16 protein-coding genes are annotated in these 20,449 nt (G+C 65.8%); 2 read left to right on the top strand and 14 right to left on the bottom strand.

Annotated features, from left to right (window positions below):
- Positions 1 to 3: 3 nt before the first annotated feature.
- The 6 genes from V5G24_RS11315 to V5G24_RS11290 form a co-directional block, all read right to left on the bottom strand.
- Positions 4 to 1,248 carry an MgtC/SapB family protein gene (locus tag V5G24_RS11315; protein WP_394082634.1) on the bottom strand — a complete coding sequence of 415 codons (1,245 nt, stop codon included), beginning with the start codon at positions 1,246 to 1,248 and terminating at the stop codon, positions 4 to 6.
- A 154-nt stretch (positions 1,249 to 1,402) separates the two neighbouring features.
- Positions 1,403 to 2,386 (bottom strand): class II fructose-bisphosphatase, encoded by a 984-nt coding sequence (glpX, locus tag V5G24_RS11310; RefSeq protein WP_394082636.1) that lies wholly within the window; start codon positions 2,384 to 2,386, stop codon positions 1,403 to 1,405.
- 3 nt (positions 2,387 to 2,389) lie between these two features.
- Positions 2,390 to 3,685 (bottom strand): homoserine dehydrogenase, encoded by a 1,296-nt coding sequence (locus V5G24_RS11305; protein WP_394082638.1) that lies wholly within the window; start codon positions 3,683 to 3,685, stop codon positions 2,390 to 2,392.
- 23 nt (positions 3,686 to 3,708) lie between these two features.
- Positions 3,709 to 4,926 carry an LL-diaminopimelate aminotransferase gene (locus V5G24_RS11300; RefSeq protein WP_394082640.1) on the bottom strand — a complete coding sequence of 406 codons (1,218 nt, stop codon included), beginning with the start codon at positions 4,924 to 4,926 and terminating at the stop codon, positions 3,709 to 3,711.
- A 56-nt stretch (positions 4,927 to 4,982) separates the two neighbouring features.
- Complete coding sequence (waaF, locus tag V5G24_RS11295) at positions 4,983 to 6,071, bottom strand: lipopolysaccharide heptosyltransferase II (RefSeq protein WP_394082642.1); 1,089 nt, start codon at positions 6,069 to 6,071, stop codon at positions 4,983 to 4,985.
- Entirely contained in the window at positions 6,068 to 6,403 is a 336-nt protein-coding gene (locus V5G24_RS11290) for a hypothetical protein (protein ID WP_509292310.1), read from the bottom strand. The genes waaF and V5G24_RS11290 overlap by 4 nt, the downstream gene beginning before the upstream one ends.
- Positions 6,404 to 6,570: 167 nt before the next feature.
- Between V5G24_RS11290 and phaC the strand changes: the two genes are divergently transcribed.
- Positions 6,571 to 8,379 carry a class I poly(R)-hydroxyalkanoic acid synthase gene (gene phaC / locus V5G24_RS11285; RefSeq protein ID WP_394082646.1) on the top strand — a complete coding sequence of 603 codons (1,809 nt, stop codon included), beginning with the start codon at positions 6,571 to 6,573 and terminating at the stop codon, positions 8,377 to 8,379.
- 270 nt (positions 8,380 to 8,649) lie between these two features.
- Positions 8,650 to 10,041, top strand: a complete 1,392-nt coding sequence (locus V5G24_RS11280) for a GntP family permease (RefSeq protein WP_394082648.1) — start codon at positions 8,650 to 8,652, stop codon at positions 10,039 to 10,041.
- Between the two features lie 7 nt (positions 10,042 to 10,048).
- Here V5G24_RS11280 and V5G24_RS11275 read toward each other — a convergent pair whose 3' ends face one another.
- The 8 genes from V5G24_RS11275 to V5G24_RS11240 all read right to left on the bottom strand — a co-directional run bounded on the left by V5G24_RS11275 (position 10,049) and on the right by V5G24_RS11240 (position 20,312).
- Positions 10,049 to 11,710 (bottom strand): Na/Pi cotransporter family protein, encoded by a 1,662-nt coding sequence (locus V5G24_RS11275; RefSeq protein WP_394082650.1) that lies wholly within the window; start codon positions 11,708 to 11,710, stop codon positions 10,049 to 10,051.
- Positions 11,711 to 11,853: 143 nt separating this feature from the next.
- On the bottom strand, positions 11,854 to 13,422 hold the full coding sequence (gene metG, locus V5G24_RS11270) for a methionine--tRNA ligase (protein ID WP_394082652.1): 1,569 nt from the start codon (positions 13,420 to 13,422) through the stop codon (positions 11,854 to 11,856).
- A gap of 44 nt (positions 13,423 to 13,466) precedes the next feature.
- Positions 13,467 to 14,504 (bottom strand): DNA polymerase III subunit delta', encoded by a 1,038-nt coding sequence (locus tag V5G24_RS11265; protein ID WP_394082654.1) that lies wholly within the window; start codon positions 14,502 to 14,504, stop codon positions 13,467 to 13,469.
- On the bottom strand, positions 14,501 to 15,169 hold the full coding sequence (gene tmk / locus V5G24_RS11260; RefSeq protein ID WP_394082656.1) for a dTMP kinase: 669 nt from the start codon (positions 15,167 to 15,169) through the stop codon (positions 14,501 to 14,503). Before tmk ends, V5G24_RS11265 begins: the two co-directional genes overlap by 4 nt.
- Entirely contained in the window at positions 15,166 to 16,461 is a 1,296-nt protein-coding gene (locus tag V5G24_RS11255) for a D-alanyl-D-alanine carboxypeptidase family protein (RefSeq protein ID WP_394082658.1), read from the bottom strand. The genes tmk and V5G24_RS11255 overlap by 4 nt, the downstream gene beginning before the upstream one ends.
- Positions 16,445 to 17,461, bottom strand: coding sequence for a septal ring lytic transglycosylase RlpA family protein (locus V5G24_RS11250; protein WP_394082660.1), 1,017 nt, complete (start codon positions 17,459 to 17,461; stop codon positions 16,445 to 16,447). The genes V5G24_RS11255 and V5G24_RS11250 overlap by 17 nt, the downstream gene beginning before the upstream one ends.
- A gap of 329 nt (positions 17,462 to 17,790) precedes the next feature.
- Positions 17,791 to 19,887 carry a methyl-accepting chemotaxis protein gene (locus V5G24_RS11245; RefSeq protein WP_394082662.1) on the bottom strand — a complete coding sequence of 699 codons (2,097 nt, stop codon included), beginning with the start codon at positions 19,885 to 19,887 and terminating at the stop codon, positions 17,791 to 17,793.
- A 254-nt stretch (positions 19,888 to 20,141) separates the two neighbouring features.
- On the bottom strand, positions 20,142 to 20,312 hold the full coding sequence (locus V5G24_RS11240; RefSeq protein ID WP_394082664.1) for a hypothetical protein: 171 nt from the start codon (positions 20,310 to 20,312) through the stop codon (positions 20,142 to 20,144).
- Between the last annotated feature and the right edge of the window lie 137 nt (positions 20,313 to 20,449).

Here is a 20,449-nt window from a genome sequence, read left to right as displayed (position 1 = left end):
CGCTCATGCCAGCAGCGCCAGCGCGCCGCCTATCGCCACCGCGATGCCGGTGGGCACGGCGAGGCGCAGCGCGAAGGCGGGCGGGCCGGCGCCGGCACCATAGGCCGCGCGGGCCAATGCGTTCACGCCCAGCGCCGCGAGCACGGCGTGCGCGGCTTCGCTCACCGAAATGCCGTGGCCGGCGAGACGCGCGGCATTCAGCGTCGCAACATCCACATCGGCAAGGCCGGCAAAGGCGCTGACCAGCAGCAGGCTGCCGGCGCCGCTCGCCTGCAACAGCCATGCGCTGAGCACGGCCACTCCCGCAAACCCTGCCGCGAAGATCAGAAGCGGCTTGAGATCGAACGGATTGCCCAGCCGTGTGCCCTTCTGCATCCTCCCTCCCGCCTGCCGCATCAGCCAGAAGCCGGAGAGCGCGAGGACCAGGGCCGCGGCGCCGGCGGATGCGGCCATCTGCGCCAGGACGGCTGGGGCGAGAAGGGCAAGCAAGGTCAGCACCCGCAGAATGGAGACCATGCCGGCAAGGCATGCCCCGCCGGCCAGCAGCGCCGGCGGCTCGCCGCCCGCCGCGCGCCGCGCGAACACCACGGTGACGGCGGTGGACGAGACCAACGCCCCGGCAAGTGCGCTGAACAGGATGCCCCGCTGCGGCCCCGCCACCTTCACCGCGAGATAGCCAGCATAGGAGATGGCGGCGGTGAGGACGGTGAACAGCCAGATTTCGCGCGGATTGAGGCTGTGGAACGGGTCGATGGTGCGGTCGGGCAGCAGCGGCAGCACGATCACCGTCATGGCCAGCAGCACGAGTGCCGAGCGCAATTCCACCCAGGTCAGCCGCTGCACCATGCCGTGCAGCATGCCTCGGCCCGCAAGCAGGCCGGCGCTGGCGATGGCCGCCCCTCCGGCGAGCCGCGGATCGCCCACCACGGCGAATGCGCCGAGCGCGAACACCAGCAGGCCGGCCACCAGCCCGGTCATCGAGAACGTGCGCTGACGCTCCAGCTCCCGCCAGGTGAAAGCGCCGAACGCGAGGGCGAACACGAAAAAGCCGGTGGCCAGAATCAGCGGGCTTTCCAGGGCCTGCGCAAGCACCGCGAACACGCCGCCCAGCAGCCCGGCGAGGGAAAAGGTGCGCACGCCGGCGGTGCGGCTGCCGGCCGGCCGCTCGCGGGCCTGCCAGCCGCGCTCGATACCGACGATGAGGCCGATGGCGAGCGCCGTGGCAAGCCGCAACAGCAGATCCTGCATCGCGCCCTCTCCCTGTCGCGGAACCGCCCGCCTTGGGACCGGAACGCGCCTTTAGAGCATTTTCGAGCGAAGTGGACACCGGTTCGCGTGAAGAAAAAGCGACACCGCAATGAGTTAGAGCATTTCGTCGTTTCCCGTGAAACGATGAAATGCTCTAGAATACGAACTTGGAAAAATCCCGGTGCTCGGTCTTCACGCGCCGCACGGTTCCGGTTGAGGAGCGCATGAGCACCGTGTCGGTCTCGATCACCTCGCGGCCGAACCGCACCCCCTGAAGCAGCGCGCCGTTGGTCACGCCGGTGGCCGACACCAGGCAATCCCCGCGCACCAGGTCCGAGAGCTTGTAGATGCGGGAAAAATCGCGAATGCCCATCTGCTTGGCCTTGGTGCGCTTGGCCTCGGTGTCGAGCACCAGGCGACCTTCCATCTGGCCGCCGATGCAGCTGAGCGCGGCCGCCGCCAGAACACCTTCGGCGGCGCCACCGCTGCCGAGATAGATATCCACGCCGCTGTCCTGCGGATTGGTGGTGTGGATGATGCCCGCCACATCGCCATCGGTGATCAGTTTCACCGAGGCCCCGACCGCGTGCACGGCCTCGATCAGCCCGGCATGGCGCGGACGGTCGAGCACCAGGGCAGTGATTTCGGAGGGCGAGATGCCGCGCGCCTTGGCGAGTGCCTGAATGTTTTCCTGCGGCGTCGCGGCCAGCGAGACGATGCCCTCGGGATACCCCGGGCCAATGGCGATCTTTTCCATATAGACCGGCGGCGCGGCGAGGAGCGAGCCGGTCTCGGCGATGACGATCACCGAAATAGAGCCGGGCATGTTCTTGGCGCACAAAGTGGTACCTTCGAGCGGATCGACGGCGATGTCCACTGCATCCCCGCCCTCGCCCACCTCCTCGCCGAGGAACAGATGGGGCACTTCGCCTTCCAATCCCTCGCCGATCACCACCCGGCCGCTCAGCGGCATTTTCGACAGCTCGCGATAGGCGGCGGCGCTCGCCGCTTCATCGGCGGCCTGCTCGTCGCCGCGCCCCCGCAGCCGCGCCGCCGCCACCGCGGCGCGTTCGGTCACACGTGCGAGCTCCAGGGCAAAACGGCGATCCAGCACCTGGGCCGCGCGCGTTTCGGGCATGGATCAGTCCTTCTCGATGCGGATCACCTGGGGCGGATTGGCGATGACGCCTTCCGCCTCGATGGCCGCCACGGCGCGCCGCACGGCCTCTTCCGTCGTGGCATAGGTGATGAGGATAACCGTCGCCTGCTCGCCATCGCCCTTGCGGGTGGGGCGGTGTTGCACGATGGATTCCAGCGAGATGCCCTCGTCCGCCATGCGGCCGGCGATCGTGGCGGCGGTGCCCGGCTTATTGACCGCAGCAAGGCGGATGTAATAGCCGCCCTCGTGCAATTGCATCGGCGCGCGGCGCGGTACCTGGAGCGCCGCGGTCGGCAGGCCGAACGGATAGCCCTGCGTGCCCCGCGCCAGATCGACCAGGTCCGCCACCACGGCGGACGCCGTCGCAGCGCCGCCCGCGCCGGGGCCGACCAGGGTGAGCGCAACCGCATCGCCGTCCACGGCCACGGCATTGGTAACGCCGGAAACCTGGGCGATGGGCCAGTGCTTCGGCACCATGGTGGGATGAACGCGCTGCTCGATTCCATCGTCGGTGCGCACGGCGACACCCAGCAGCTTCACCTTGTAGCCGAGTTCATCCGCCGCCTGGAGATCGGCCAGGGTCAGCGAACGAATGCCTTCCACATAGATCGCGTCCGCATCCACCTGCGTGCCGAACGCCAGCGAGGTGAGAAGGGCCAGCTTGTGGGCCGTGTCATAGCCGTCGATGTCGAAGGTCGGGTCCGCTTCCGCATAGCCGAGGCGCTGGGCCTCCGCGAGGCAGGTTTCAAACGACAGCCCCTCGTCCGCCATGCGGGTGAGGATGTAATTGCAGGTGCCATTGAGAATGCCGGAGACGCGGGCGATGCGATTGCCCACCAGCGCCTCGCGCAGGGTCTTCACGATGGGAATGCCGCCGGCCACCGCCGCTTCGAAATTGAGCGCCACGCCGGAGGCCTCGGCGCCAGCGGCGAGCGCCATGCCGTGCTTCGCGAGCAGCGCCTTGTTGGCCGTCACCACCGGCTTGCCGGCCGCCAAAGCGGCGGCGACCGCCGCCTTGGCCGGATCGCCTTCGCCGCCCATGAGTTCCACGAACACGTCGATGCCGGAATCGTTCGCGAGCGAAACCGGATCGTCGTGCCAGCGCACGGCCGACAGATCGATGCCGCGATCCTTGGCCCGGTCGCGCGCGGCCACCGCCACCACTTTCACGGTACGGCCGGTGCGGGCCGCTATCTCTGCCGACTGACGCTCCAGCATCTTCACGACGCCGACGCCGACGGTGCCGAGGCCAGCCAGCCCCACGTTCAAGTCACTCATGGGAAATCGGGCTTCCTGTTTGATCAGCGGGCGGCGCTCAACGGCACGACATTATGCAATGTGGTGCCGGCAGTCTCAAAGAAGCGGCGCACATTGCGGGCCGCCTGGCGGATGCGCTGCTCATTCTCCACCACCGCGATGCGGACGAAATCATCGCCGTGTTCGCCGAAGCCCACGCCCGGCGCGACCGCGACCTCTGCCTTTTCGATTAGGAGCTTGGCGAACTCCACGCTGCCCATGGCCCGGAACGGCTCGGGGATCGGGGCCCAGGCGAACATGGAGGCCTCCGGTACCGGTATGGTCCAGCCGGAGCGGCCGAAGCTCTCCACCAAAGCGTCGCGGCGGCGCTTATAGGTCTCGCGCATCTCCGCGACACAATCCTGCGGACCGTTCAGCGCAGCCGTTGCCGCGACCTGGATCGGGGTATAGGCGCCGTAGTCGAGATAGGATTTCACGCGCGAAAGCGCGGCGATCAGCCGCTCGTTGCCCACCGCGAAGCCCATGCGCCAGCCGGCCATGGAATAGGTCTTGGACATGGAGGTGAATTCCACCGTCACATCCATGGCGCCCGGCACCTGCAACACGGACGGCGGCGGATTATCGCCGTAATAGAGCTCCGCATAGGCGAGGTCGGACAGGATGATGAGGTCGTTCTTCTTCGCGAAGGCGACCACGTCCTTGTAGAAATCGAGGCTCGCCACCGTCGCGGTGGGGTTGGAAGGGTAACACAGAACCACCGCAATCGGCTTCGGGATGGAATGCTGCACCGCCCGTTCCATGGCATGAAAAAAGCCGGCGTCCGGCTCCACCGGCACCGAGCGGATCACGCCGCCCGCCATGAGGAAGCCGAAGGCGTGGATCGGATAGCTCGGATTTGGCGTCAGGATCACATCGCCCGGCGCGGTGATGGCCTGCGCCATATTGGCGAAGCCTTCCTTCGAGCCGAGGGTGGCGACCACCTGACGGTCCGGGTCAAGCTTCACGCCGAACCTGCGGGCATAATAGGCGGCCTGGGCGCGGCGCAGACCGGGAATGCCCTTGGAAGCGGAGTAACGATCGGTGCGCGGCTTGCCGATGGTTTCCTTCAGCTTCTCGATCACATGGGCCGGCGCGTCGAGATCCGGATTTCCCATGCCGAGGTCGACGATATCGGCGCCATTGTTGCGGGCGGCGGCCTTCACACGATTCACCTGCTCGAACACGTAAGGCGGCAGCCGGCGAATGCGGTGGAAATCGGTCATCTCAGTCAAGCTCCCAAGCCGCGCGCCCTTCTCTCCCGGCGCGGCGAACGAGCGTTCTACCACTGTTCGGTGAAGGAAAAAGTGCTCATCGAATGCTGCAAGTGCGAGATTTGCATCAAAAGCGCATCTTCCACCGTCCGCATTGAGATTTGCGAGAGGTCAAGGCTGCCCTGCGGTGGACGCACCTCTCGCACGCAAGCGTTGCTCGGGCCTGTGATGGCGCAGACGGTTGGGCCGAACAGGCCGACGCAGGGTACATCCAGCGCCGCCGTCATGTGCAATATGCCCGAATCGTTTCCCAGCAGCACGTTTGCGCTCGCAGCCTGAAACACCGCCTCCTCCAGGGGCGTCGCGGTAAAATCACGCACCGGGGCCGCGGCGGCGATGATGCGGGCGGCCTCCGCCTCCGCCGGCCCGCCCAGCACCCACACCGCGAAGCCCCGCGCGGCGAAGGCCGCGGCGATCTCGGCAAAGCGCTGCGCCGGCCAAAGCCGCTTCACATTATAGGCGCCGGGCGCAAGAGCGATCACCGGCCGGCCGTCGGGGACGGCCTGGGCGCTTTTCTGCCAAGCATAAAGATCGGTCGGCTCGACCTTGAGGCGTGGCGGAAGAATGGCTTCCATCACCTCGCCGGGCTCGCGCGCCAGGGCGCAGACCTTCTCGGTTTCGCCATGGATCTGCCCCTCGCCCCAGCGCACCTGATTGATGAGGAACAAGCGCCCCTCGCCGAACCAGCCGACCCGCTCGGGAATGCCGGCGAGGAAAGGCACGATGGCGGCCTTATAGGTGCGGCTCACCACATAGACCCGGCGATAGCGTTCGCTGCGCAGCCTTTGGGCGAGATCGAGCTTCTGCCGCAGGCCGAGCGCGCGATGGGGCGTGTTGTCGACCCACGCCTTGCGCAGTTCCGGAACGAAGCGCACCAGCCGGTCCGTGGGGCTGCGGCACAGGAAATCGATCGCCACCCCGGGAAACCGGCGCGCCACATGACGGGCCAGCGCGAAACAGCGGACATGATCGCCGATCCCGCCGAAGCCCGCGATCAGGAACGCCTCGCCACTCCCCCGTGCCCTTGCGGCGATCTCGGATCCCGGCGCGCCGCCACCTTCGCCTTCAGCCGGGGACGTGCGGGCGGCAAGGCTCACGGCTGATCTTTCTGGGCGTCCGCATCGGCCTGCTGAAGCCGGCGCTGGGCGTCATTCGCGGCATTCTCCAGTTCGGCCTGAACCTTCGCCAGTTCTTCCGGCGACATGGCCGGCGGGCGGGGGGTGGGCGGAACGCTGAAATTGGGGAAATTCCCGGCTTCCACCTTCGGCACATCCGGCACCTTGGGTTCCAGGAACGGAATGCCCGATTCGCCGGCGCACCCCGCGAGGGCAAGCCCCAGGAGCAGGCCGGACATGGCCGCGCAGACGCGCAGGGAGGAGGCCGCGCGTGCCCGCATGGCCGAAAATGTCTGGCGCCCGGCGCTATTCATCTTTTCCCCGCATAAATCTTCCATACCGCTCATCCGCCGCAGACGAAGCACCTCGCCCCTCGCCATGCGGCCCGCTAATATGCCCGAAGCAGGAAACGCGAAACAGGCCCCGTCACGATCTCTGAAAAAGATCCGACATTTGGCGGGGCGCCGCCCAAGGATTGACCATGTCCGCGCCAAAGGACCTCACACCCGCACCCCGCGCCGGCCGGCTCGATATGGACGCCTTCGCGCGCAACCTTGCTCAATTGATCGAGGAAGGCGGCAAGGCGATGGCGGCTTATATCCGACCGCGCGAGGCCGGCACCAAGAAGGACGACATGGCGGACGACATCGCCGACGCCTTCAAGACATTCGGCCAGGTTGCGGAATATTGGATGGCCGACCCCCAGCGCACGGCCGAGGCGCAATCCCGCCTGATGACCAATTACATTTCCGTCTGGTCGGCGGCGCTCAAGAAAATGTCCGGCGAACCCGCCGAGACGGTGACCACCCCCGACCCCAAGGACGCGCGCTTCAAGGATCCGGAATGGAATTCCAATCCGTTCTTCGACGCGCTGAAGCAGACCTATCTGGTCACCACCCACTGGGCCGACGCCATGGTGAAAGAGGCGGACGGCCTCGACCCCCATGTGAAGCACAAGGCTGAATTCCTGGTCCGCCAACTCACGAACGCCATTTCCCCATCCAATTTCATCCTGACCAATCCAGAGCTGCTGCGCGAGACGCTGAACTCCAACGGCGAAAATCTGGTGCGGGGCATGAAGCACTTCACCGAGGATTTGATCGAGGGGAAGGGCGACCTGCGCATCCGCCAGACCGACCTCTCCGCCTTCGAGGTTGGCCGCAACCTTGCCACCACGCCCGGCAAGGTCGTATTCGAAACCGAGCTGATGCAGCTCATCCAATATGCACCCACCACGCCGAGCGTCAAAAAGCTGCCGGTGCTGCTGGTGCCGCCGTGGATCAATAAATTCTACATCCTCGACCTGAACCCGGAAAAATCCTTCATCAAATGGCTGGTGGACCAGGGCTTGACGGTGTTCGTCGTCTCCTGGGTCAATCCCGACGCGCGCCTCGCCGCAAAGGGGTTCGACGATTATATGCGCGAGGGCATCCTGGCCGCCCTCGATGCGATCGAGAAGGCGACCGGCGAGAAGCAGGCGCACACGATCGGCTATTGTGTCGGCGGCACGCTGCTCGCGGTGACTCTGGCCTATATGGCCGCCGCCGGCGATACCCGCATTCCGAGCGCGACCTTCCTCACCACCCAGATCGACTTTACCCATGCCGGCGATCTGAAGGTATTCGTGGATGAAGAGCAGCTTGCGGTGATCGAGCGCAAGATGCAGGAGACCGGCTATCTTGAAGGCCGCAAGATGGCGTCCGCCTTCAACATGCTGCGCTCAAACGATCTGATCTGGCCCTATGTGGTGAACAATTACATGAAGGGCCAGCAGCCCTTCCCGTTCGACCTGCTTTATTGGAACGCGGATTCCACCCGCATGCCGGCGGCCAATCATTCCTATTACCTGCGCAATTGCTACCTTGAAAACAACATCGCCAAGGGCCTCGCGCGGATCGCCGGCGTGCCCATCGACATGCACAAGGTGAATATTCCGGTCTATGCGCTCGCCACCCGCGAGGATCACATCGCCCCGCCGAAATCCGCCTTCATCGGCGCGGGACTGCTGAGCGGCCCGGTGCGTTTCGTGCTGGCGGGCTCGGGGCACATCGCCGGGGTTGTAAATCCGCCGGCCAAGGTGAAGTACCAGCACTGGACCGGCGGCGCGGTAGGCGGCGCTTATGAAGAGTGGCTCGGCGCAGCGCAGGAGCATCCCGGGTCCTGGTGGCCGGACTGGGTGCAATGGTTCAGCGCCATGCACAATGAAGAGGTTCCGGCCCGCGAACCGGGCGGCGGCCTTCTACAACCCATCGAGGACGCTCCGGGCCGATACGTGCGCGCGCGCTCCTGAACTTCTTATCCTAACGTAATAAAACCGCCGCAACGCTGAAGCTTGACAGCAAGCGGCAAAATGCGTGGCCCTCCTTGGCGTCTATCCTTGCGTCAACCGGGATGGCGTCGTTCGGCATCCTGTAGATCGGCTTGCACATATGTCGCACGCCGGTCAGGTTAGCCCGCTAGTGACGGGTGTGCAGGTGCGAACGTTCGCATCTGCACACCGTCGACGGCGCGCCGGGGGGCTGGCGGCCGGCCATTGTCCTCAGGGCTTAAGGGATAGACGATGAGTTTCCTCATCTGCCTGGGCGCGCTCGCGTTTTTGATGTTCGTCGCGTATCGCGGCTTCAGCGTGATCCTGTTTGCGCCCGTCGCCGCGCTCGGCGCGGTGCTGCTCACCGATCCCGCCGCCGTCCCCATCATCTATTCCGGCCTGTTCATGGATAAGATGGTGGGCTTCATAAAGCTCTACTTCCCCCTGTTCCTGCTCGGCGCCGTGTTCGGCAAGGTGATCGAGCTGTCCGGCTTCTCCCGCGCCATCGTCTCGGCCATCATCGGCATTCTCGGCGCGGGCCAGGCCATGCTCGCCATCGTGCTGGTCGGCGCGGTGCTCACCTATGGCGGCGTCTCGCTGTTCGTGGTGGTATTCGCGGTCTATCCGTTCGGCGCGGAACTGTTCCGCCAGGTGGGGATCCCGAAGCGGCTGCTGCCCGCGGCCATCGCGCTCGGCGCCTTCGGCTTCACCATGGATACGCTGCCGGGCACGCCGCAAATCCAGAACATCATCCCGACCACCTTCTTCCACACCACGGCCTATGCGGCGCCGATCCTCGGCCTCGTGGGCGCGGTGTTCATGCTGGTGGTGGGCCTTGCCTATCTCGATTTCCGGCGCCGGCAGGCGGCGAAGGCGGGCGAGACCTATGGCGACAATCATTCCAACGAACCCACGGTGCGCGCCGACGAGCCTCTGGTGAACCCCTTCATCGCCATCTCGCCGCTGGTGGTGGTTGGCGTCTCCAACCTGTTGATCGGCTGGGCGATCCCGCTGGCCTATGGCGACACGGCCCGCGCGGCGCTGACGCCGGGCACCCCGGAAATCAGCCTTGCGGTGAATTCCGTCGTGGCGATCTGGTCGGTGGCCGGCGCGCTGCTGCTGGGCATTCTCACCGTATTCGTCTTCTCGTTCCGCCGCGTGGCGGCGCAGTTTGCGGACGGTTCGAAGGCGGCGGTCGCCGGCGCGCTTCTCGCCGGCCTCAATACGGCGTCGGAATACGGCTTCGGCGCGGTGATCGCCGCCCTGCCCGGCTTCCTCGTGATCAAGAGCGCGCTCACCGCGATCCCGAACCCGCTGGTCAACGAGGCAATCTCGATCACGGCGCTGGCGGGCATTACCGGCTCCGCATCCGGCGGCCTCTCCATCGCGCTGGCGGCCATGTCGGAGCAGTTCATCGCCGCAGCCAATGCCGCCGGCATTCCCATGGAAGTGATGCACCGCGTTGCCGCCATGGCGTCCGGCGGCATGGACACCCTGCCCCACAACGGCGCGGTGATCACCCTGCTCGCGGTGTGCGGCCTCACGCATCGCCAGTCCTATGGCGACATCTTCGCCATTACCCTGGTGAAGACCGCCGCGGTGTTCTTCGTGATCGGCTTCTACTACCTGACCGGCCTGTACTGAGGCTCGGTCAGGCCGAGTCGGACGCGATCCGGCTCGGCAGCAGGTCGCCGCTCTGTTCCAGCACGGGATAGGCGGCGGCCGCCACGATGTGGCTGTTGATCTGCTTCATGTCGCTCAGCAGGTCGAGATGCAGCGAGGAAGTCTCGATGGAATCCGTCTGGCCGTCCCGCATGCGCTCCAGATGGGATTTCGTGCCCTCCGCCTCGGCATTGCGGAATACCGATTTTTCCTCGGCCAGCATGCGCGCGGCGCGCGGGTCCTCGGTCATGAACAAGGAGGAGGCCAGGCGCAGATTGGTGCTCAGCCGCTCCATGAGCGCGCGCACGTCCGCCTCGCTCTGGGGTGAGAAGGCGAGCCCGCGCTTCACCCGTTTGTCGGCATGGATCAGAAGATTGCTCTCCACCATGTCGCCGGCCTGCTCCATCTGGGTGGAGAAGGTGAGCACCCGCTGAAGCCGGGCCTGATCGGCCTCGGACAAATCGTGCGGATCGAGCCCGGTGAGATAGCTGCGGATCGCCGAGTTCAGGCTGTCGATGATGTCTTCGTTGCGCTTCACCTGCGCCACATGGCTCAGATCGCCGTTGACCACGGCCGCCTGCGCATCCTTCAGCATGGCGTCCAGCAGGTCGGCGAGGCGCATGGCTTCGCGCGCGGCGGCGCCCAGCGCCACCACCGGCACCTCCCGGGCGGCCGGATCGAGATAGAGCGGGCGCGCGGGATCGGCCAGATCCACATGGGCCGGCATCAGCTTTTCCAGCAGCTTGGCGAATGGGCCCAGGACCGGGAAGAACAGCAGCGCCAGCGCCAGGTTGAACAAGGTGTGGAAATCCGCGACGGCCCGGCCGTTATCCGGCTGAAGCACGACCATCAGTTCGCCGATCGGGCCGAGAAAGGCCAAGGCGATGACCGTGCCGAAGATGCGGTTGAGCAAATTGCCCACTGGAAGGCGGCGCGCCGCCGCCCCGCCTCCGGACGCACCTTCCAGAACCGGATTAATGGCCGAGCCGATGTTTGCCCCGAGCACCAAGGCGAAGGCCGCTTCTGGCGGTACCACGCCCTTGCTGGCGAACGACATGATGAGCAGGATCACCGCGACGCTGGAATGGGCGGCCCAGGTCACCACGGCCGCGAGCAGCACATCGATCAGCGGTATGGTGGCGACCGCGCCGAGGAACATGCGCAGGCTCGGCGCATCCTCGTACGGCGTCATCAGTTCCAGCAATTGATGCAGCGCCAGGAGCATCAGGCCAAGGCCGATGAACACCCGGCCGATGTCCCGCGTGCGCTCGACGCTGCCGCGCCGGAACATCATGACGCCCACCAGGATCAGGGCCGGGGAAAAGGCCGCGCCGTCGAAGGAGAGCACCTGGACGATCAGCGTCGTGCCCACGTTCGCGCCCAGCATCACCGCGAGCGCCGGCACGAGGTCCACAAGGCCGGCGGCGGCAAAGCCCGAGACCATCAGGCCGGTAGCGGTGCTGGATTGGAGCACGGCGGTCACGCCGAGGCCGGCGAGAAAGGCACGCGGCTGGCTCTTCAGCGCATTGCCCAGCACGCTGCGCAGCTTCGGACCGAAGGTGCGCTGGATGCCCGATTGCACCATGTGCGTGCCCCACAGGAGCAATGCGATGGCGCCGGCGAGGTTCAGAAGGGTGACCGAAATGTTCATCCTGGATGGTCGCCTTGTTCGGTTCACAGGCACCCGCGCCGGCCCGGCACCAGCTGTCTCCACGACATGCCGCCCGCGTCCGGAGCGTTTCACCCGCAGCCGCCGCGATCAAGCGGCGACCGTACCATTTCGATAGGCGCGCCTCAGGCGGACGGAGCGGCCTCGCCCTCCGGCTCCACATAGCGCGGAAAAATGCCGACGGGCGGGGGAATGACGATACCGCCGGCAAGGCGGTGCGCGCCGCCGAGGCGGGAGAAATCGCGCTCGTCCGGCGGCAGCACCAGCAGGTCCAGCATCCGGCCGGCACTCTCCGGCATCACGGGTTGAGCGAGGATCGCCACTTGCCGGATCACCTCGGCGGTGGTCCAGAGCACGGTCTTCATGCGCTCGGGATCGGTCTTTCGCAGCGCCCAGGGGGCGGCGGCGGCGAAATAGCGATTGGCGTCGGCCACAACCGCCCACACCGCCGCCAGATAATGATGGATCGCCTGCACATCCATCGCCTCGCGCGCCTTGGCGAGCATGTCGTCGGCCGCCGCGAGGATGGCCTCGTCTTCCGGCGAGAGCGGACCGGGCGCGGGCACCACGCCGTCCAGATTCTTCGAGATCATGGACAGGGAGCGCTGGGCAAGGTTGCCGAGATCGTTGGCAAGATCGGCATTCATGCGGGTGACGATGGACTCATGGCTGTAGGAGCCGTCCTGGCCGAACGAGACCTCGCGCAGGAAGAAATAGCGCACCGCGTCCACGCCATAGGCTTTCACGAGGTCAAACGGATCGACCACATTGCCCACCGACTTGGACATTTTCTCCCCGCGATTGAACAGGAAGCCGTGGCCGAACACGCGCTGCGGCGCGGCGAGCCCCGCCGACCACAGGAAAGCCGGCCAATAGACCGCATGGAAGCGCGTGATGTCCTTGCCGATCACATGCACGTCCGCCGGCCAGTATTTCGCGAACAACTCGCCCTGGACGTCGGGGTATCCGAGCGCGGTGATGTAGTTCGTCAGCGCGTCCACCCACACATACATGATGTGCTTGGGATCGCTGGGCACGGGAATGCCCCAGTCGAACGTGGTGCGCGAGATGGAAAGATCCTGAAGCCCGCCCGACACGAAGCTCACCACTTCGTTGCGGCGCGCATCCGGGGCGATGAAGTCGGGATTCGCGGCGTAATGGTCCAAAAGTTTCTGCTGATAGGCCGAGAGACGGAAGAAATAGCTCTCCTCCTCCACCCATTCCACCGGCGTGCCCTGCGGGCCGAGGCGCACGCCATCGGCATTCAGCTGGGTCTCATCCTCGGCGTAATAGGCCTCGTCGCGCACCGAATACCAGCCGGCATAGGTGGACTTATAGATGTCCCCGTTCGCCGCCATTTTCTCCCAGATCGCCTGGCAGGATTTCTTGTGGCGCTCTTCCGTGGTGTGGATGAAATCGTCGATGGAGAGGCCGAACGCCGCTACCATGGCCTCGAAGCGCGGCACGTTGCGCGCGAGCAGCTCGCGCGGCGTCAAACCCGCCTTCTGGGCGGTCTGCAACATCTTGATGCCATGCTCGTCGGTGCCGGTGAGAAAGCGCACGTCGTAGCCATCGAGCCGCTTGAAGCGGGCGATGCAATCAGTGGCGATCGCCTCATAGGCATGGCCCATATGGGGCACGCCGTTGGGATAGGCGATGGCGGTGGTGATGTAGAACTTCGGCTTCGACGACATGGCGGCCCGCTTGGATGCGCGAGGAGGCTCGCCTTGGTTCGCGCTCAGGCGCGCGCGGCCTCGGCCAGCTCGGTGAAAATGCGAAAGACCAACGCCTTGCGGTCGAGATTGAACGTGTCCGCCTCGCCCGCCGCGCGCCGAACCTTCTCCCACACCTCACCCAAGCGGACAAGGCGCCCGCGCTCCCATTGCCCGCCGGTCGCGGTTTGCGCGATCCAGTCGCTGACCGCCTCGACGAACAGGTCGAAGCCGTCACCCCGGTCTCCCTGGAGCCGGGCGCCGAGCGCGTGCATTTCCTCGGGCCGGGCTTTCGGCAATTGGTCCAGCAGCCGCAAGGTGGCGGCGCGCACCTCCATGCCCTCCCCGCGCGCCAGGATCAAAGCACGCCGCACGCTGCCGCCGCTCGCTTCCGCCGCCTGCGGCAGGCGCGCGGCCTCAAGCTCGGGAATCTCATCCTTGAGATGATCGAGCGCGACCAGCACATCCTGCGGCCCGAGCGCCCGCAGCCGCACCAGCCGCGTGCGCGAACGGATCGTCGGCAGCACCCGCCCCGGCGCATGCGACACCAGCAGGAACAGCGAGCGTGGCGGCGGCTCCTCCAGCGTCTTCAGCAAGGCGTTGGCGCCGGCGGCATTGAGGTCGTCCACCGCATCCACGATGCACACCCGCCAGCCACCGGATGACGCCGTGGCGCCGAAAAAAGTGCGCACCCGCCGCACCATCTCCGCGGGAATCATGGTGGGGATCTTGTCTTCGCCCGCTTCCGGCACGCGGCGGATGGCGAGCAGATCCGGATGGGTCAAGGCCGCCACTTGCCGGGCCACCGGATGGTGCGGATCGACGGCGAAATCGTGCCGGTCCGGTCCCGCCTGCGCCCCGGACAGCACGAAGCGGGCGATGCGATAGGCGAGCGTCGCTTTGCCGATGCCTTCGGCGCCGCCGATCAGCAGGGCATGGGGAAACCGCCCGGAGCGCCAATCGCCGAGAAGGTCCGCCTCCACCGCCTCATGGCCGAACAGGAGCGATTGTTCGCGCGGATGCAGCGCACCCGCCAAGCGATCACCCTCCACCGGGGCGGTCATGCCGGCGCACTTTCGGCGACGGCGGGCAAGGCGAGGCGCGCGCTCACGGCCGACAGAATCTGCGCGGCGACGCTTTCCACGTCGCCCCGGGCGTCGATCACCACGCATCGCTCCGGCTCGGCGCCGGAAAGCGCCAGGAAAGCGGCGCGAATGGCGGCATGATAATCCGCGCCCTCGCGCTCGAAACGGTCCACCGCCGCGCCTTTTCCGCGTGCGACGGCGCGGGCAAGGCCGATCTCCGGCGGCACATCGAGTACCAGGGTCAGGTCCGGCACGCGCGCCCCCACGCTGACGCGGTCAAGGGCGCGCAGCAGGCGCGGATCCGCCTTGCCGACGGCGCCTTGATAGACCCGGGTGGAATCCGTGAAGCGATCGCAGATCACCCATGTGCCCGCCTCCAGCGCCGGAGCGATGGTCTCGCGCACATGGTCGGCGCGGGCGGCCGCAAACAAGGCCGCCTCGCCTTGCGGGCCGAGGGGCTGGGCGAGGCCGGACAGCAGGACCTCGCGCACTTTCTCCGCAAAGGGCGAGCCGCCGGGCTCACGCGTCACGCGGACAGAGACCCCGCGCGTTTCGAGCGCCGCGGCGAGGATGCGAGCTTGGGTGGACTTTCCCGTGCCCTCGCCGCCTTCCAGCGAGATGAAACGGCCGCGCGCGGCGGTCATTTCTGGATCTTGGCCAGCAGCTTGGCGCCCAGGTCGCGGGCCGTGTCGCCGACCAGCACGCCGGCACCATCAAAGGCACGCTGCCACATGGTGCCGACGGGTACGTCCGCCGTCGTAACCAGCGGCACGTCCAGCACCTTGAGCTGGCCGCGCGTGATCTCCATCTGCGCCACCTCGGTGCCCTTCGCGACCGGCGCCCGCAGCGGCCCGTGATAGGTGATGCGCGCCACCAACTTGTCCTGGCTGTTGCGCGGCATGAGCAGGGAGATGGGTTCGCGCGCCGCAAGGCCGACGGAACCGGTCTCGCCGCCGAACACCGCCGCGCGGGCAAGTTCCGCATCGGCCGCGAACAAGGCGCGATGCTCGAACGAATGGAACCCCCAGTCCAGCAGGCGGCGCATCTCTTCCAGGCGCACCTTCTCCGAGGACGCCCCCATCACCACGGCGATCAGGCGCTGGTTGTTCTGCACCGCCGAGCCCACGAGATGATAGCCCACGTCCTTCACCCAGGACGCATGCAGCCCATCGGCGCCGACGCCCGCATCTAGCAAGGGATTGCGGTTGCGCTGCTTGATCTTGCTCCACTCGATGCCGGGCACCGCGAAAATCGGATAGAGGTTCGGGAAGGTGCGGATGATATAACGCGAGAGCTGCGCCATGTCGCGCGCGGTGGTCACTTGCCCGGGATCGGAAAAGCCCGTGGAATTGCGGAAGGATGTGCCCGTAAGGCCGAGTTCCTCGGCCTTGGCGTTCATCTTCACGGTGAATTCGCCTTCGGTTCCCGCCACGCCCTCGGCCAGCGCGATGGCCGCGTCATTGCCCGAGATGGCGAGCGCGCCGATCAGCAGATCGCCGACGCGCACATTGCTCTTCACCGCCGCGAACATGGCCGCGCCGCCCGAGGGACCGCCACCGCGCCGCCAAGCATTCTCACTTACTGTGAACAGCGTGTCCTGCGTGATCCGGCCGGAGCGGATTTCATCGAATACGATCGCGCCCGTCATGATCTTGACTATGCCGCCGGGCGCGACGCGCTTTTCCGAGTCCTTGTCGAACAAGATGGCGCCGGTGGAGAAATCCACCAGGATCGCGCTCGGCACCACGGTCTGGAACGTGGATTGCGCGTGGACAGGGCCGACACTCGTCGCCGCGCCCAGAATCGCAAAACCTGCCGCCAGGGCGGCAGGCTTGGAAGCAATGGATGTCAGGGAACGGCTCAGACGAGCGAGGGTGCCGATTGCGCGTGTGAGGATGCGACGGTCGCGCCCGCCGAAATTATCGCCCAGAGCCATCGGTTGCCACACCTGCGTAGCTGAGGCCGCTCACGGGCGCCGCGCCCACGCTCCAGCCGGAAGAAGGAGCTGTATTGCGTGCCACAGGCTGCGCCTGGAAGGCAACACGTTGCTGAGCGGCCACGGGTGCGGGCGCCGGAGCGGGGAAAGCCGCACGAGCCGGAACCGTGGCGGATGCGGTGCGGACCGGAGCGGGCGCCGGCGCGGCTTCGGCCTGGCGCACGACGGGTGCGGCGGTCTCCTCGCCATCCTCGTGCCCAAGATCGAACGGGCGCTGGAGCGGCTCGGGAATGGCGCCGGAACTGGTTGTTTCCGGCACGGCGCGCGGCAGGGCGGGCACGAACGGGGTCGCGGACGCCACCATGACAGCCGATCCGCTCGGCACCTGCGCCGGCTCGTTGATGCTGAGCGAGGCCGACAGGCGCCGGTCATCGGAGCCATCGATCGGCGCACGCGCCACATATTCCACCTTCACCTTCGCGACGCCCTTGCTGCTGAAGCCCAGCAGATCGGCGGTGCGATGTGAAACGTCGATCACCCGGTCACGATGGAACGGCCCGCGGTCATTCACGCGCACGATGATCGAATGATTGTTGTTAAGATTGGTGACGCGCACATAGCACGGCATGGGCAGCGTGGGATGGGCGGCGGAAATGGATTCGCGGTCGAACACTTCGCCATTGGCGGTGAGGCGCCCGTGGAAATCGTCGCCATACCAAGAGGCGATGCCCTCGGCCTTATAATGAGGGTTTTCCGCCGGCACATAGGTGCGCCCGGCAATCACATAGGGCTTGCCGATACGATAGGCGCCGCCACCCTTGGGCACGGACTGGCCATCCGCCACCACGCGCGGGCTGGCCGAAACACCGTATTTCGGATCGACCGTGGAGCCGAGCTTGTTTGCACTGCTGCAACCGGCAAGAACAAGGCAGACCGCGCCAAGGCTCAAAGTGCCGCGCCAGATGCGGAGCCGCGATGCGATCGTCTGCTCTGTCGTCATGTGCGCCCTGTCTCACCGACGTGCCGAAACCCGACTCGTCGTCCGCCCCATGGATCGCCGTCACTATGTCACGGCAGGCTTCGATAAGACAGAATTGGACTGGAGAACACGGCGAAAATGCGGCGCAGCTACGGCTATGGTTAATGTTCTGTAATGAAACGTTATCTGCCAAGGGTTTGAAAGCACAAGCTTCCTTAGCGGCAAACGGCGAAGACGTCGCCATTTTTCGCCGATCCCCTTACGGCATGCGCCGCCACACATCGGGACGCAAGAAGGGCGGCACACGCCGGCCGCCCTTGATCCCTGCCGGCCTCCGGATCGGCCCTGCCTCACGCCGCGGCGCGAATGGTACCTAGGAAGCGTTGCATCTCCCCTTCAAGGCGCGCGGCCTGATCGGTCAATGCAGCGGAAGCACTGAGCACGAGCACGGCGGCGGATCCGGTCTCATCCGCCGTCTTGGCGACGTCGGAAATGTGGGAGGTCACCGAATTGGTGCCGGTCGCCGCCTGATCCACATTGCGCACGATCTCCTTCGTCGCCATGCCCTGCTCCTCCACGGCCGCGGAAATCTCATTGGCGACATCGCTCATCTTGCGGATCTGAGTCCCCACGCGCTCGATCACCTTGACCGCCTCCTGGGTACTGTCCTGGATCGCGGTGATCTGGGCTTCGATCTCCTCCGTGGCTTTCGCGGTCTGGGTCGCCAGGGCCTTCACCTCCGAGGCGACGACCGCAAACCCCTTGCCCGCATCGCCGGCGCGCGCCGCTTCGATGGTGGCGTTCAGGGCCAGAAGATTGGTCTGCGAGGCGATATTGGAAATCAGCACGATGAAATCGCCGATGCGGGATGCCGCCTGCGACAGCTCGCGGATGACATCGCCGGTCTTGGCGGCCTCGTCGACGGCGGAGGCCGACATCTGGGCGGAATATTCCACCCGTCGGGCGATCTCGTCCACGGAGGAGCCGAGCTCTTCAGCGGAAGAGGCTACCATCACGACATTCGTCGAGGCTTCTTCCGCGGCGGCTGCAACCGCGGTGGAGCGCGAGGAGGTCTTGTCGGCCGCAACCGTCATCTGCTGTGCGGTCTGATGCAATTCGGCCGACGCCGAGGACACATTGCCGATAATGCCGCCGACCGCATTTTCGAACCGCGCTGCCAGATCGTTCATGGCACGCCGCCGCTCCTCATCTGCCACCTGGCGATTGTGCTCGGCGGCTTCTTCCAGTGCACGGGTGCGGGTGAGGCTTTCCCTGAAGACCATCAAGGCTTTCGCGATGGCGCCGACCTCGTCGGTCCGCGCGATATACGGGACATTGATGGTCAAGTCCCCACCGGAAACCTGGGTCATTACGCCGGTCAACCGGCTGAGCGGCCCGGTGACGCGACGGACCACCACCACGAGGCCGGCAACGGCCAGCGCAACTGCGGCGAGAAGAACGAGGCCATAGCCCGCCAATTGGCGCTCTGCCTCGGCTTCCGCGAGCGTCGCCCGGACCGCGATCGCGTCAACGGCAGCTGCCGCGACATTCGCGATTGCCGTCTGCCCCGGCTCCGAGCGATCCCGCCACGCCTGGAGCGCGATGCCCGCCGGCCGGCCATTGCTGACATTGGCGATGACCTCATCGCGCAAGGTCTTGTAGGGACCCGAGAAGAAGGCATTCTGCGCCGCGTCGACCGCGGCCTTCAAGGCCGGCGGAGCGTTCGGGGCAAGGCCGATCTCGCGGACCGTCGCCCAGGAGAAGGTGAACCGCCCATTATTGATGAGAAGCGTCTTCCATTCCTGCTCATTCAAGGGGCGTCCTTCACCGACCACCTCGTTCAGCATCAGGTTTCCCGAGCCGACCTCGGCGCGCGTCGCCCATGCCATCGCACGGGCAAGAATGAGCTGCGACAGCGCCGGATCGATGCTGCGGATCTGCGCTTCCACGGCGGTGGATGCTTCCTCGAGGGTCGCGAGCAGCCCGGCGCCTTCGGTCAGCATGCGCTGGGCGATGCGCGTGTCGCGCTGCTCCCGCGGACGGGCAAGCTGTTCGTCGATCTGCTGGCGAAGGATCTTGAGCTGCTCGTAGCCGCGCCTGAGCTGTTCGAACAACGGCTTCAGCGCGGGGTCGATGTCGGCGTCGGCCCCGGCCAGGGCGGCGTTCAGCGCCAGGGTAACCCGCTCCCGCCGCTCGGCCAACTGCTTCAGGCCCGCGGGATTGTCGCCGTTGGGCAGCGACAAGGCGCTCACGCTCCCACCGCGCTCGTACCGAAACACCGACAATGCCTGGAAGAGATTTCGCTCGATGCTCGCATACAGCGAAACACTCTGAGCGGCCGTAAAGCTGCGATAGGCGTTGATCAAGGCACCGCTGCACAGCACGGCCACCATCAGGCTCATCAGGCAGAAAAGGGAGACCAAGGTGGTCTTGATGGAGATGCGCATGGGTCTTCCTGCCTGATGTATGAGCTCTGAGGCAGATTGGGTCCGCAAGCTTGCCTGGACCTTGAGGCAGAAGGTCCCAGACGGTCGCCCCTCTGCCCGCGCGAGGGCGTGTTGGCAGTCCGTGCCGGGCGTAAATTGCAAATTTTGGAAATATATTTCCCGCAGAGGGAGCCGGCGTCGAGTCAGCTCTCATGAGCTCCGCAATCAAAACGGGATTATGAATAAAATACTCTCAATAATTGCATTCTTTATCATCATCCTGTCATTGCGATGTCGACTGGCGCAATTTCCCACGCTGCCCCATCGACTTTCACTTCCCGCGACAATTTAAAGACAATTCCTTGAGCCGGTGCCATATGCACGCCGCAGGCGCAGTGCAGCAAAAGCAGATTGCAGAATACATCGGCAACACGTGAATACGACATATTAGAATACCCTTTTTCCGAGAAAAATTTGCGTTCTACGATTGCAGATTCGTGTTTCTACCTCTTTTTCAGGACTTGCTTACCTCCCTGCTGCACTGCAATCAGTACGCAGCGTAAGGGGGCACTCCATGACACGC

This window comes from Roseixanthobacter finlandensis (assembly GCF_043195105.2).
Classification (GTDB): Bacteria; Pseudomonadota; Alphaproteobacteria; order Rhizobiales; family Xanthobacteraceae; genus NCEH01.
The sequence above is the reverse complement of the archived record's forward strand: the minus strand, read 5'-3'. Positions and strand labels throughout refer to the sequence as shown.

What these genes read in the sequence shown, in the direction of transcription:
- V5G24_RS11265 (WP_394082654.1), bottom strand. Translation starts at nt 14,504, where the DNA reads ATGACCGCCCCGGTGGAGGGTGATCGCTTGGCGGGTGCGCTGCATCCG.
- V5G24_RS11290 (WP_509292310.1), bottom strand. Translation starts at nt 6,403, where the DNA reads ATGAATAGCGCCGGGCGCCAGACATTTTCGGCCATGCGGGCACGCGCG.
- glpX (WP_394082636.1), bottom strand. Translation starts at nt 2,386, where the DNA reads ATGCCCGAAACGCGCGCGGCCCAGGTGCTGGATCGCCGTTTTGCCCTG.
- V5G24_RS11280 (WP_394082648.1), top strand. Translation starts at nt 8,650, where the DNA reads ATGAGTTTCCTCATCTGCCTGGGCGCGCTCGCGTTTTTGATGTTCGTC.
- V5G24_RS11255 (WP_394082658.1), bottom strand. Translation starts at nt 16,461, where the DNA reads ATGGCTCTGGGCGATAATTTCGGCGGGCGCGACCGTCGCATCCTCACA.
- V5G24_RS11275 (WP_394082650.1), bottom strand. Translation starts at nt 11,710, where the DNA reads ATGAACATTTCGGTCACCCTTCTGAACCTCGCCGGCGCCATCGCATTG.
- V5G24_RS11305 (WP_394082638.1), bottom strand. Translation starts at nt 3,685, where the DNA reads ATGAGTGACTTGAACGTGGGGCTGGCTGGCCTCGGCACCGTCGGCGTC.
- metG (WP_394082652.1), bottom strand. Translation starts at nt 13,422, where the DNA reads ATGTCGTCGAAGCCGAAGTTCTACATCACCACCGCCATCGCCTATCCC.
- V5G24_RS11315 (WP_394082634.1), bottom strand. Translation starts at nt 1,248, where the DNA reads ATGCAGGATCTGCTGTTGCGGCTTGCCACGGCGCTCGCCATCGGCCTC.
- V5G24_RS11245 (WP_394082662.1), bottom strand. Translation starts at nt 19,887, where the DNA reads ATGCGCATCTCCATCAAGACCACCTTGGTCTCCCTTTTCTGCCTGATG.
- V5G24_RS11300 (WP_394082640.1), bottom strand. Translation starts at nt 4,926, where the DNA reads ATGACCGATTTCCACCGCATTCGCCGGCTGCCGCCTTACGTGTTCGAG.
- tmk (WP_394082656.1), bottom strand. Translation starts at nt 15,169, where the DNA reads ATGACCGCCGCGCGCGGCCGTTTCATCTCGCTGGAAGGCGGCGAGGGC.
- phaC (WP_394082646.1), top strand. Translation starts at nt 6,571, where the DNA reads ATGTCCGCGCCAAAGGACCTCACACCCGCACCCCGCGCCGGCCGGCTC.
- V5G24_RS11250 (WP_394082660.1), bottom strand. Translation starts at nt 17,461, where the DNA reads ATGACGACAGAGCAGACGATCGCATCGCGGCTCCGCATCTGGCGCGGC.
- V5G24_RS11240 (WP_394082664.1), bottom strand. Translation starts at nt 20,312, where the DNA reads ATGTCGTATTCACGTGTTGCCGATGTATTCTGCAATCTGCTTTTGCTG.